Source organism: Gemmatimonadaceae bacterium (genome assembly GCA_035606695.1).
In the GTDB taxonomy this organism is placed as follows: Bacteria; Gemmatimonadota; Gemmatimonadetes; order Gemmatimonadales; family Gemmatimonadaceae; genus JAQBQB01.
Map to the genome: position 1 here is coordinate 273,131 of DATNEW010000026.1, position 12,110 is coordinate 285,240.

The following is a 12,110-nucleotide window of genomic DNA, read 5'->3' on the forward strand; positions in this document are numbered from 1 at the left end:
AGGCAGGAAGTTCCGCCCATTGATCCGTACGATCGGTCCCCACCGGTCGGTATTGGCGTTCGAGGCCACACAGATGCGCGCCCTAGCGAGCAACCCGGGTAAACAACAATTTATCGCCGACCAACTTCCCTCGACGCAGACTGATGGTGGGATGACGCACTTGCTCGAGGAACTTCAACACGCGCTAAGCAACACCTATCACGTCGAGTCCGAAATCGGACGCGGCGGGATGGCGACGGTCTTTCTCGCGGAAGACCTCAAGCATGGGCGCCGCGTTGCATTGAAGGTCTTGTCACCCGAGCTGTCGTCGTCGATCGACGGCGATCGCTTCAAGCGCGAAATCCAGATCGCGGCGCGACTGAGCCATCCGCACATTTTGCCCGTATTCGACTCGGGCGAAGCGAACGGGCTCCTCTTCTATACGATGCCGTTCGTCGAGGGAGAGTCGCTGCGGGCGCGCCTCGAGCGCGAAAAGCAGCTCGGCATCGACGACGCGCTGCTCATCACCGGCGAGGTCGCCGACGCGCTGGCGTACGCACACGGGCTCGGCGTCATCCATCGCGACATCAAACCTGAGAACATTCTCATCCACGGCGGACACGCCGTCGTCGCCGACTTCGGCATCGCCCGCGTCATTCAGGAATCGGGCAATGAGAAGCTGACGCAGACCGGGATGTCGGTGGGCACCGCGGCGTACATGAGTCCCGAGCAGTTCAGCGGCGAGACCGTCGATGGTCGCAGCGACATGTACAGCCTGGCGTGCGTGCTGTACGAGCTGCTCGTCGGCGAAGTGCCGTTCACGGGCCCGAACGCAATGGCGATCATGGCACGGCATACCATGGAGATGGTGCCGTCCATCCGCATCGTGCGGCAGACCGTGCCGGATGAGATCGAAGGCGCGATCATGCGCGCGCTCGAGAAGATCCCGGCCGATCGCTTCGCGTCGGTCGCGGACTTCAAGGCCGCACTGTTTGCCGGGCCTACGGGTACGAGCTCCAATCCGTACATGCGGCGCACCACGCGCTACGCGGCGGTCAGCGCGCCGGTGCCGCGGACGAATTCGCGCCGGCGAGCGATGCTCATTGCCGCGGGAGTCGTCGCCGTCGCCGCGCTCACCGCGGGCGGATTGTACGCGCGCAATCGCACGGCGAAGCGTGCGTCCGTGACTGGCGGCGCCGATCTGCGCCGACTCGCGGTGCTGTATCTCGACGACCAGAGCCGCGACTCGTCGTTGCGTCACGTCGCGGACGGTCTCACGGAATCGCTCATCGCGCAACTCGGCGACGTCGACGGGCTCCAGGTGGCGCCGGCGAGTGCTGTGGCGGCGTATCGCGGCCGGGATCTCTCACCGGACAGCATTGCTCGAGTGTTGAACGTCGGCACGCTGGTGCGAGGAAACATCGAGCGGAACGGAAAGGAGCTGCACGTGGCCGTCGAGCTGGTCGACGGCTCGACCGGCTCCGACATTCAGCGCGCCGGCTTCAACGTCGCGGAAGGCCAGTTCCTGCACGCACGCGACTCGCTCGCGGCGGCGGTGGCCGAGCTGCTCCGCTCGCGTCTCGGAGACGAGGTGCATCTCCGCGAGCTGCAGGGGGGCACGACGAGTCCGGAGGCGTGGGCGCTGGTGCAGCGTACCGAACGTGACATGAAGAGCGCGGATGAGTCGGTGGCGGCGAGCAAACCCGACGACGCGCAGCATCAGCTCACGTCGGCGGACTCGCTGGCGGCGTTGGCGGCGCAGGCAGACGCCAAGTGGGCGCAGCCGGTGGTGGAGACCGGACGCGTGGCGCAGCGCCGCGCGAAGTTGGCGACCGACACGAAGCAGGTCGAGGCATTCATCGCGGCGGGGCTGGATGCGGCGAAGCGCGCGCTGGCGCTCGATCCGAGAAACGCGGACGCGTTAGAACTTGCTGGAACGCTCACGTACTATCGCGTGCAGCGCGGACTGATCACTGACAACGCCGCGATCAAGCTCGCCGTGGATACGGCCGAGAAGCAGTTGAATGACGCGGTGGCGGTGAATCCGCGGCTGGCGACGGCGTGGAACGCGCTGAGCGTCGTCGAATACGGAAAGAACGATGTGCCGCAGGCGTATCTCGCGGCGAACAAGGCGTACGAGGCCGATTCATATCTCCGTGCCGCGCCGGAGATTCTGTGGCGTCTGTACGCGACGTCGTACGATCTCGAGCAGTTCCCGAACGCAGAGAAGTGGTGCGACGAAGGCGGCCGCCGTTTTCCGCAGGATCCGCACTTCGTGCAGTGCCGGCTGTATCTGATGCTGTCGCGCGCGGTGGATCCGAATCCGGGCGAGGCGTGGCGGCTGGTCGCGGAGCTCGACACGCTCGTGCCGAAGTCGGATCGGGCGCTGGAGCATCGCACGTCCGAGATGCTCGCGGCCGTCGTGCTGGGGCGCGCGAACCTCGCCGACAGCGCGCACAAGGTCATCGCGTCGGCGCGGGCGGGCGCCGACGTCGATCCGACGGGCGAATTGATCGGCACCGAGGCGCTGGCGCGAACGCTTTTGGGCGAGCGCGACCAGGCGTTGCAACTGCTCGCCCGCTATTTGACGAACCACCCCGATCACCGCGCGGGCTTCGCGAAGGTGAACTCCTGGTGGTGGCGCGATCTCCAATCCGATCCGCGTTTTCTGAGGCTGGTCGGCACCGGCCGCTAGCCGCTTTATAGTTCTCTCATAATCCGAGGATGTACCAATGCGGGTTCGTCCCTCTCTCGCTCGTGCCGTGCTGTTCAGTGTCGCCGCGTTCGTTCTGGCGGCGTGCCGGGATTCGAGCGCGCCGACCGAGCGGCGTACCATCGTACCCGGCGATCGCAGCTCGACGATCTCCGACGGTGCGCACACCAACGGCAACGACGATGTGTGGTTCCTGCCGCCGATGGTGTCGAACCCGCAGGGCTCGCCGGGCTACGGCGATCCGTTTCAGCCGGGGCTGCCGGTGGTGTACGTCATTCGCGACATGACCGCGAACGGCAACGTCGTTCGCACGCTCGCCGCGCAGGCGGATGGTGAGATGTATCAGGCGAACTGGGACACGAAGAGCGACAATCTCATTTCGTCGCACACGTATCGCATCGAAGTGACGATCGCACAGAAGGTGCTGGCGTTCGCCGACGTGTCGAAGGACGGTGACGGCATGAAGAACAACGGCACGCAGCAGGCCGTCCAGCTGAACGGCAATCGTACGCTGCCGATCAAGGTGCGCATCGAGAAGGGCTGGAACTGCGTCAACAACAACAGCTGCGTCTCGCAGGTGGTGCCACCGGTGATTCCGCCGGGGCAGAAGATCGTCGTAACGTCGCCCGACGGAAACAACATGGCGGCGTTCAGCGGCGACTGGTTCGACCCCAATCAGGCGGGCACGTCGAACGTGGTGGTGACGATCGAGGACGTGTCGAGCCAATACACGGCGCAGCCGAACGGCTGCAGCCTCGGATTGACGAAGGAGAACGCGCAGGGTGTGTTTGGACTGTCGACGCAGTTCTGCGTCCGCATCTCGATCGAGCCGCACGTCGTGCTGACGCAGCCGGTCGTCATCGGTCTGTGCCGGGAGCATCCGGGCGACGAGCGTCAGATGGTGCTCAAGTACGACGTCGGCGAAACGCCGAAATTCCTGCGGGAATCCGCGCCGCCCTCGCCGTGTCCCGTGAGCGTTGGCGCCGTGACGCACGAGCGGAATCCGCTCAAGCGGTTGGCGGCGGCCGTGTTCTCCGGCGCCGGCACCGCGGTGAACTGGGCGCTCGGCGTGAAGCCGGCGTACGCGATTCATCTTGGCGTCGGTGGACTCGTCGAGATCGGCGACGACTTCAGCGTGTTCACGCTCGGTCTTCCGGCGACGATGGTGCCGGTGACTGGCGACAATCAGTTCGGGCTTGCCGGCGCCGCGTTGCCGGTGAGACCGACGGTGCGCGTGCTCGCCGTGCACGATACGGGCGGGCCGACGCATCCGGCGGGTGTTACGGGCGCCGGCGTCACTTGTCAGGTCACGAGCGGGACCGGTGGGGGCCTGTTCGTTGGCAATGCCGTACTGGCAAGTGCGCCGGCGACCGAGTTGCCGAGCAATGATGGGACGTACGAGTGTCCGTCGTGGGTGCTGTCGCAGGCGGCCGGCGCGAACACGCTCAAGGTGACGTCGGCGCGTCTCGACGCGACCATCCAGGCGAATCTCGACGGCACGGTCGTGACACTGCCGGGCGAAGTGACGTTCAACGCGAGCGGCGCCGCGATCACGAGCGTCGGTGTGACGCCGGCGACTCCGTCGCTACTCGTGGGACAGACGCAGCAGCTCACCGCGAACGTCGTGCAGAGCGGCGGCGCGCCGACGACCGTGAATTGGTCATCGAGCAATCCCAGCGTGGCGACGGTTAGCGGTGCGGGTCTCGTGACAGCCGTTGCTGCCGGGACAGCGTCGATCTCGGCGACGTCCGCCTTCGATGCCACGAAATCCGGGTCGGCTGCGATCACGGTGAACGTGGCCCCGGCGGTGCAGTCGGTTACAACAAATACGCCGAGCGCGCAGCTGCCGCCCAATGCGCAGGTGTCGCTGACGGCGAGCGTGCAGGTCGTGGGCGGCGCGCCCGAGACGGTGACATGGTTCTCGTCGAACAATTTCGTGGCGACGGTGAATGGCGCCACAGGCGTCGTCACCGCCGGCTCGCCGGGCACCGCGATCATCACGGCGCGGTCGACGTTCGATCAATCGAAGACAGGCACGACGACGATCAACGTCCTGAGCCCGCCGGTCATCAGCCTTCATTCAACGGTCCAGGACGTGAACCAAGCCGGGCAGAAAGTCGATCGCTATCAGATCAACACGATCAATGCCGGCTCCTTCCCGTCGGTCATGTTCGCGGCGGCAGCGAACCTGCCGCCGTGCGGGCAGGTCACGTCGGCGTCGCGATCGTGGGTGACGTTCTTCGACGGCGGCAACAATCCGCTACAGACATTCTGCGTGCTGCCGGCGGCGCTGAGCGATCCGACCGGGCTGTTCGTCGGCGTGCCGCGTTGGTCGCAGCCGCCCGCGGCGGTGCACTACGATCTCGTGGATCGTCTCGCCGGCTTCACGTACAGCTCGAATTCGATCGCGCTGTTCGGGCCCGTGTTCGACGTGTTCCCGCGGTCGTTCAGCACGGACTGGCCGGCCGTGCCGAACGCGGCGACGTACACGGTGACCGTGCAGTTCTGCGACAGCTGGCCGCAAACCGGCGATTGGCGCAATTGCAATAATCCCTGGCACGCGTGGACGACAAACACGATTGCCGCGCCAACGACGAGTTTTCAGAGCGGGTTCGTCGGCGCGCAGCCCGGCCGCTGGCAGGTGACCGCCGTCGATGCGAACGGCCAGCCGATCGTGACCTCGCAATGGTTCTACTTCAAGTACATCGTGTGATCGGTTGAAGAAGGGCGGCCCGCTTGTCGCGGGCCGCCCTTTGTAGTTCCCGGACGATTATTTCGTGCCGCGATCGGCGCGTGCCTTGGCCACCATCTGCTTCACCTCGCGCATCAGTGTGGGCCCGTGATAGGGAATGCCGTCCTTGATCGTCCATTCGACGCCGCCGGTGTGCACCGGCTTGCCGTCTTTGATGTCGTCGACGCCCGTCGGATACAGCACTTTCAAATTCTCTAATGGGTTGCCGTTCACGACGATCAGGTCCGCGCGAAATCCCTGGCGTACGCGTCCGAGCTCCGTTTCCTTGCCGAGGATGCGTGCGTTGTTCCCGGTGGCGTGCTGAATGACCTTGATCGTCGGGAAGCCAGCTTCCTGATGGAGCTCGAGCTCGCGCAGCAGGCCGAAGCCGTACATCTGATAGATGAAGCCCGCGTCGTCGCCGGCGCCGACCAGGCCGCCCTTTCGCTCGAAGTCGCGCACGGCGTTCATCCAGATGCGATAGTTCTCTTTCCAGAACGTCTCGTCGGTCGACGTCCAACCGAAGAAGTACGAACCGTGATTCGCGGGATCGGGGCGGAAATAGTCCTCGAGCGTCGGATGCAGATAGTCCGCGAACCAGGGCTGCGTGCGCGCGCGCTGTAAGTCCCGGGACGCCTCATAAATGTCGAGGGTCGGCACCCATGCGACGTGATGCGAGACCATCGAGTCGAGGACCATCTGCAACCGCGCCGGATCGGCTTCGCGCCAGAGATGCCCCGCCCACCGGAAGCGATCCGTCTCGTTGTTATAGTTGTAGTATGACGGAAAATCCTGGACGCCGTTGAGGATCGCGGCATCCGGAATGCCGTACCAGTGCTCGATGCTCGTCGTGCCGAAGTGGATGTCGTCCCACGCGTTCGTCTCTTCGACGCCGACGTGATGCGCGATGCGCATGCCTTCCTTGTGCGCCTCGTCCTCCATCACCTGCATGATGTCGCGGTCGATGCCCAAGAGCTTGATGCCGTCCGCGCCCATCGCCTTGATCGCCCGCACGCGCGCGCGCGCGGAATCGGCGTTGGTCGGCCGGCCGAACTGCGGGTAGACGAAGATGCGCGGCGCTGCGATCGTGCCCTTGCTGCTCGCCTCACGCCACGCGAGCGCCTTCTTCGTATCGCTGCCGACGTCGCGGATGGCCGTGATGCCGCACGCGAGCCAGATCTTGAACTCGTATTCGATCGGTTGCGCGACGCCCGCGCGCTCATCCTGCATGTGCGCGTGCACGTTGATCAACCCGGGCAGCACATACTTTCCCGTCGCATCGATCTCCGCCGTGTTCGCGTCGGCGCGAGGGCGACGACTCCTGCCGGCGCGGCTGAGCGCGACCGGATCGAGTGGCACGACCTGGGTGATCATGCCGTTCTCGACGACGATGTCGAACGGTCCGCGGGCCGGCGTGCCGTTGCCGTCTTCGACGATGGCGTTGCGGATGATCAGTCGCGCGGGCCGCGTGCCGCTGACCGCCGTCGTTTGCGCCGAAAGCACGGCGGTGCACAGCGCGGTGATCGCACAGGCAAAGCGGAAGGGCGTCGCGAGACTCATGTTATGCTCGATAGAAGGATGTGCCGCGAGTCGCGAAACTGCGCCGTGCGGGACGATCTCGTCAATAGGTGGCCGGTCCGCCGACACAGGCGGTAACTTGTGTCCATGCGAACGTTTCTGATGCTCTCGATGACGTGCGTCATTGCGGCATGCCAGCCGCACGCGTCTCCGGCGACGACCGTCGTGCCGTCATCCGGCACCTACACGTTCGACGAGCGAGTCACCGCGGCGGCCGGCGCGCCGGTGACGACGATACAGGGTACGGTACACTTCACGGGCGACACGATCCTCGTCGAGGCGCAGCCGGGCCCATGCCACTACGACGCTGCCGCTTCGACGCCGACCGAGGCCCTGGTGTATGCGTGCGCCGACGTGCACCTCAACTTCGATCGACGGGATCCGGTGGGGCGCGCAACCTACGTCCTGCAAACGACCGTCACCGAGAACAAGACGACGTGCATTCGCTATACGACGAACTCGGCGGGTGTCCAGGTCTGTGCGCAAACCGCGGTCGAGCCGGTGGATCGGAAGGTGACGGTCAGCGCGAAGCTTCGACTCATTCCCGCGACACCGTAGGCGTGTTGGCCGACGAGAAGCAGAACTGGGAACGCGACGAACCGGCCGCCCGCTTGAGCATCGCGGAGATCACGCGGCTGCTCGATCCGTGGCTCGCCGGACGCGACGTGCTCGACGCGGAGCTTCTGTCGGGCGGCTTGATGAATCGAAATGTTCTGCTGCGCCTCAGCGGAAGGCCAGCTGAGTGTGTGCTGCGCGTCTACGATCGCGATCCGTCGTCGTGCGCGCGCGAGGTGGCCGTGCTCGGCATGATCGGCCGCGACGTGCCGGTGCCGCGCGTGTTCTACGCCGATGAAGCGGGCGAGCACGGTCCTCCGCTCGCCGTGTTGTCGGCGGTCGACGGCATCTCGCTCTTCACGCTGCGGTCGATGGGTGACGACGAGGCGCTGGCCGCGGCCTCGTATGCCGCGGGACGTGTGCTGCCGTCGATCGGAAAATTTCCCGGACCGCCGACGCCGGCGGAGACGGTCGGCTCGCTCGTCGAGCGGTTTGGTGGCACGGCAGTCTACCAGCAGCGCGTTCCGGCGGCGTTACATGAACGACTGCTCGCCGTCGTCAATGCGTGGCAACCGCGGCTCGAGGAAGTTTCGCTCGTGCATGGTCTCGTGCACTGCGATTTCAATTCTCGAAACGTGTTCGTTGCGCGCGACGGGGATGGCTGGCGTGTCTCGGCGGTGCTGGACTGGGAATTCGCGATCGATGCGTCGCCGTTCGTCGACGTCGGCAACTTCCTTCGGTACCACCGGCCGGAGCGTCCGTGCTACGAGCCGCAGTTCTCACGCGGCCTGCGCGACGGCGGGATGTTGCTTCCTGACGATTGGCTGATGATCGCGCGCCTGATGGACGCGCCGGCGCTCTGCGAGCTGCTGACGAGACCGCGCGTTCCGGCGAGCGTGGTTGGCGAGTTGATCGATCTCCTGGAGCGGATGACTGATGGCTGAGCGTTCGGCGAGCCTCACGGCGCGTGGTGTCGCGGTGCTTCGCGCAGCGCATTCGATCGTCGACGGCAAGCCGCCGATTCTCGACGATCACGTGATCGGGCGACTGCTCGGTCCCGATTTCGAGCGGCAGGTTCACGAGCGCATCGATGAACTGCAGAATCCCACGGCGCGCGGACTCAGGTCACATGTGCTGCTTCGGTCGCGATACGCCGAGGATTGTTTGGCTGACGCGGTGGGGCGCGGGGTATCCCGGTATGTGTTGCTCGGGGCCGGTCTGGATACGTTCGCATATCGCCAGCCGGCATGGGCGCGCGACATCGAGATCATCGAGGTGGATCAGCCCGCGAGCCAGGCGATGAAGCGAGCGATGCTCGATGCGGCTGGCGTCGTGGTTCCTGGAAACGTTCGGTATGCCGACGTGGACTTCGAGCGCGAGTCGCTCGCCGCGGCGTTCGCGCGCCACGGCATCGACACCGGGACGCCGACCTTTTTCTCGTGGCTCGGCGTCACGATGTATCTGGAGCGCCAGGCGATCGATGCGGTGCTCGCGACGGTGGCGTCGTTTCCGCGCGGCTCGGAGATCGTGTTGACGTTTGCGCAGCCCCGCGGCGCGGACGATCCCGGCGCGCGGTTCGCCGAGCAAGCGGCGGCGGTGGGAGAGCCATGGGTGAGCTATTTCACGCCCGAGGAGATGCGCACGTTGCTCGAGGGCCACGGATTCTCGAGTGTGGCGTTGCTCGAGAGAGATGAAGCCGAGCGACGGTATTTTGCGGGGCGGAGCGACGGGCTGCTGGTGCCGCGTCGAACGGCGATCGTGCGGGCGACGGTGTAGTCAATGACCACGGACGGACGGCGGACAACGGCGGACCGGCACGGAGACGGCGTTCACCGTTTGTAACTGCGTTTGACGTGAGCTCTTTTAGAAAACCCCCAGGATGCTTCGAGGTTCGGAGCGTCCTGAGGGTTTTGTTAAAAAGTCATGAAACTGCAGTCAACGGCAGTTCACGCCGTCTCCGTGCCTTTCCGTGATCGTCCGACGTCCGTCCGTGGTAAAGCAGTCGTCCGACGTTCGTCCGTGGTCAGGGTTTGGGCCACACGACACCCTGATTCGGCTCGACCATCGCCATCCCCTTGTACACGAACTTCTGAATCCGCTTGCCCTCGTACGTCTCAGTCGTGTAGATGTTGCCCTTCGAGTCCGTGGCGATCGAGTGGACCGCGAAGAATTCGCCCGGCTGCCGGCCGCCGTCGCCGAACTGCGTGATGATCTCGAGGGACTGGCGGTCCATCACGTAGATCCGCTCGTTCTTGCCGTCGGCCAGGAAGATGTACTTCTGCGCCGGATCCTTCGAGAACGCGATGTCCCAGACCGATCCGTCGCCCCGCGTCTCGGGCTTTATGATTTTCTCTTTAACGAACTCTCCATTCTTCTTGAAGACCTGAATGCGGTCGTTCGGACGGTCGCACACGTAGACCAGGCCGTCGTTCGTCGGTTCCGCGCAGTGGACCGGGTTGCGAAACTGCGGATCGAGCGGCGCGGTCGGATTGTACGGGCCCGGGTTCGAATCGCTCGGCACGTGGCCATACGCGCCCCAGATGCGCTTGATCTTGCCATCTCCGATGTTCAGCACGGCCACGCGCTTGTTGCCGTATCCGTCGGCCACGAAGGCTTCCTGGGCTTTCGTGTCGAACGAGATCTTCGCGACCCGCCCGAAGTGCGTCAGGCTTCGGCTGTCGACTTTCTGTCCGGGCTCGCCGATCTCCGCCAGGAACTTGCCGTCGTGCGTGAACTTGAGAATGAACGAATCGCCGGCGCCGGGCGGGCAATTCTTGTCGCCGCCGGCGGGGCAGGTGCCATTGCCGCCAATCCACACGTTGTTCTTGTCGTCGATCGAGATGCCGTGGTTCGACTGCGGCCAATCATGATCGGGCGCGGGGCCGCCCCACGCATTCACGAGATTGCCCGCGGGATCGAACTCCAGCACCGGCGGAGCAGGGACGCAGCACGTGGACAACGGCGTCGGCTGCGCGACGGCGCCGATCTCGTGTTGCGCGTCGAACGTGTCGTTGCGGTGCACGATGAACACGTGATCCTGCGCGTCGACACCGACGCCGATCACGTTGCCAAGCACCCAGTGATTCGGCAGCGGCTTGGGCCACATCGGATCGACCTCGAAGCGCGGCGCGCGAACCGTCTCGACTCGTGCCTTGCCGTCGAGCACGCGCTGCGCGAAGAAGAGGGCGACCATCGTGACGACGATGACGAGCGCGCGAATTCGCATCAGGCGGCTCATCGCTTGCCTCCCGACGCCTTCGAGGGCCACACCACCGCGGGATCCTTCGCCGTCACCGGCGCAACGCCCTTGTAGTCGAACTTCTGCACCCGCTTGCCCTCGTACGTCTCGGTCGTGTAGAGGTTGCCCTTGGAATCCGTCGCGAGGCTGTGCGGCGCGTAGAACTGGCCCGGCTGCCGGCCGCCGTCGCCGAAGCTTCGCAACACGGCGAGCGTTTTCCGGTCGAGCACGTGGATCTGCATGTTCTGCCCGTCGGCGACGTAGAGGTACGCCTGCTGCGGATCGCGCGACAGGGCGATGTCCCACACGGCGCCCAGGCCAAGCGTGTTCGGCATGATCGTTTTTTCGGTGACGAACGAGCCGTCTTTCTTGAAGACTTGAATGCGGTCGTTCTGTGGATCGCACACGTAGAGCAGGCCATCCTTCGCGAGCTCCACGCAGCGCACGGGACCAAACTGTTTCGCCGCCGCATTACTCGGCGAATACCGCGCGCTGTCGGCGTCGACCGGCGGCTTGCCATAGGCGCCCCAGAAGCGCTTGATCGCGCCCGTCTGCATGTCGATCACCGCGACGCGATGATTCCGATATCCGTCGGCGACGAACACTTCGCCGGCCTTGGTGTCGAACGCGAAGCCCGCCGGGCCGCCGAACGACTCCATGCTCGTGCTGTTCGGCGGGAGCGACGGTTTCACCACCCGCGCACCGCGACCGCGTCCGCCCCGCCCGGGTGAAACGCCCTGATACGCCGTATCCGCGCCACGTCCCGGTGCGGCCGCGAGCGTCGGTGCGGGCGGCTGCTTGCCGAACTCCGCGACGAACTTGCCGTCGCGCGTGAACTTTAGAATTCTCGAATCCTGACCGCCGGCCCCGCCGATCCACACGTAGCCGCTGTCGTCTACGGCAATGCCGGCGTTCTGCTCCGGCCAATCGTAGCCCGCGCCCGGCCCACCCCAATGATTCACGAGCGTGCCGCCGGCGTCGAACTCCAGGACGTTGGGCGCGGGCGTGCAACACTCGCCGGTCGGCGGAGTGGTGGCCGAGCCCATTTCGGTGCGCTGGTTGAAGCTGTCGGTCAAGTGGACGACGAAGATGTGATCGCGCGCGTCCACGGCGACGCCCGTCGACGAGCCCAGAATCCAGCGATTAGGCATGGGTTTGGGCCACATCATCTCGACCTCGAAGCGTGGCGCGCGGGCCACGGCGGCGGGGACGTCGCGCGCGGGACCGGCGGGCGCGGCCCGCTGAGCGGCCGCCCAGGACACCGGACAGGCCGCAAGGCTCAAGGGCAGCACGAGACTACGTCGAAGCATTAGGTC

8 protein-coding genes are annotated in these 12,110 nt (G+C 65.5%); 5 read left to right on the forward strand and 3 right to left on the reverse strand.

All coding sequences use genetic code 11. The annotated features are described in order from the left end of the window. Positions 1 to 151: 151 nt before the first annotated feature. Positions 152 to 2,674 carry a protein kinase gene (locus VN706_12260; GenBank protein HXT16400.1) on the forward strand — a complete coding sequence of 841 codons (2,523 nt, stop codon included), beginning with the start codon at positions 152 to 154 and terminating at the stop codon, positions 2,672 to 2,674. Positions 2,675 to 2,711: 37 nt separating this feature from the next. Next, on the forward strand, positions 2,712 to 5,405 hold the full coding sequence (locus VN706_12265) for an Ig-like domain-containing protein (GenBank protein HXT16401.1): 2,694 nt from the start codon (positions 2,712 to 2,714) through the stop codon (positions 5,403 to 5,405). A gap of 57 nt (positions 5,406 to 5,462) precedes the next feature. Here VN706_12265 and VN706_12270 read toward each other — a convergent pair whose 3' ends face one another. Next, positions 5,463 to 6,983, reverse strand: coding sequence for an amidohydrolase family protein (locus VN706_12270; GenBank protein ID HXT16402.1), 1,521 nt, complete (start codon positions 6,981 to 6,983; stop codon positions 5,463 to 5,465). 105 nt (positions 6,984 to 7,088) lie between these two features. Between VN706_12270 and VN706_12275 the strand changes: the two genes are divergently transcribed. Genes VN706_12275 through VN706_12285 form a run of 3 tightly spaced genes read left to right on the forward strand, consistent with a single transcriptional unit; the run spans position 7,089 to position 9,332 of the window. Beyond that, positions 7,089 to 7,559, forward strand: coding sequence for a hypothetical protein (locus tag VN706_12275; GenBank protein ID HXT16403.1), 471 nt, complete (start codon positions 7,089 to 7,091; stop codon positions 7,557 to 7,559). 5 nt (positions 7,560 to 7,564) lie between these two features. Next, positions 7,565 to 8,500 carry a phosphotransferase gene (locus tag VN706_12280; protein HXT16404.1) on the forward strand — a complete coding sequence of 312 codons (936 nt, stop codon included), beginning with the start codon at positions 7,565 to 7,567 and terminating at the stop codon, positions 8,498 to 8,500. After that, positions 8,493 to 9,332, forward strand: coding sequence for a class I SAM-dependent methyltransferase (locus VN706_12285; protein HXT16405.1), 840 nt, complete (start codon positions 8,493 to 8,495; stop codon positions 9,330 to 9,332). Before VN706_12280 ends, VN706_12285 begins: the two co-directional genes overlap by 8 nt. Positions 9,333 to 9,579: 247 nt before the next feature. Here VN706_12285 and VN706_12290 read toward each other — a convergent pair whose 3' ends face one another. Both VN706_12290 and VN706_12295 read right to left on the reverse strand, forming a co-directional pair. Continuing rightward, complete coding sequence (locus VN706_12290; GenBank protein ID HXT16406.1) at positions 9,580 to 10,794, reverse strand: hypothetical protein; 1,215 nt, start codon at positions 10,792 to 10,794, stop codon at positions 9,580 to 9,582. Then, positions 10,791 to 12,104 carry an NHL repeat-containing protein gene (locus VN706_12295; protein HXT16407.1) on the reverse strand — a complete coding sequence of 438 codons (1,314 nt, stop codon included), beginning with the start codon at positions 12,102 to 12,104 and terminating at the stop codon, positions 10,791 to 10,793. The genes VN706_12290 and VN706_12295 overlap by 4 nt, the downstream gene beginning before the upstream one ends. Between the last annotated feature and the right edge of the window lie 6 nt (positions 12,105 to 12,110).

Excerpts from the sequence above, each read along its gene's own strand:
- VN706_12290 (HXT16406.1), bottom strand. The coding sequence starts at position 10,794 with ATGAGCCGCCTGATGCGAATTCGCGCGCTCGTCATCGTCGTCACGATG.
- VN706_12270 (HXT16402.1), bottom strand. The coding sequence starts at position 6,983 with ATGAGTCTCGCGACGCCCTTCCGCTTTGCCTGTGCGATCACCGCGCTG.
- VN706_12285 (HXT16405.1), top strand. The coding sequence starts at position 8,493 with ATGGCTGAGCGTTCGGCGAGCCTCACGGCGCGTGGTGTCGCGGTGCTT.
- VN706_12275 (HXT16403.1), top strand. The coding sequence starts at position 7,089 with ATGCGAACGTTTCTGATGCTCTCGATGACGTGCGTCATTGCGGCATGC.
- VN706_12265 (HXT16401.1), top strand. The coding sequence starts at position 2,712 with ATGCGGGTTCGTCCCTCTCTCGCTCGTGCCGTGCTGTTCAGTGTCGCC.
- VN706_12295 (HXT16407.1), bottom strand. The coding sequence starts at position 12,104 with ATGCTTCGACGTAGTCTCGTGCTGCCCTTGAGCCTTGCGGCCTGTCCG.
- VN706_12260 (HXT16400.1), top strand. The coding sequence starts at position 152 with ATGACGCACTTGCTCGAGGAACTTCAACACGCGCTAAGCAACACCTAT.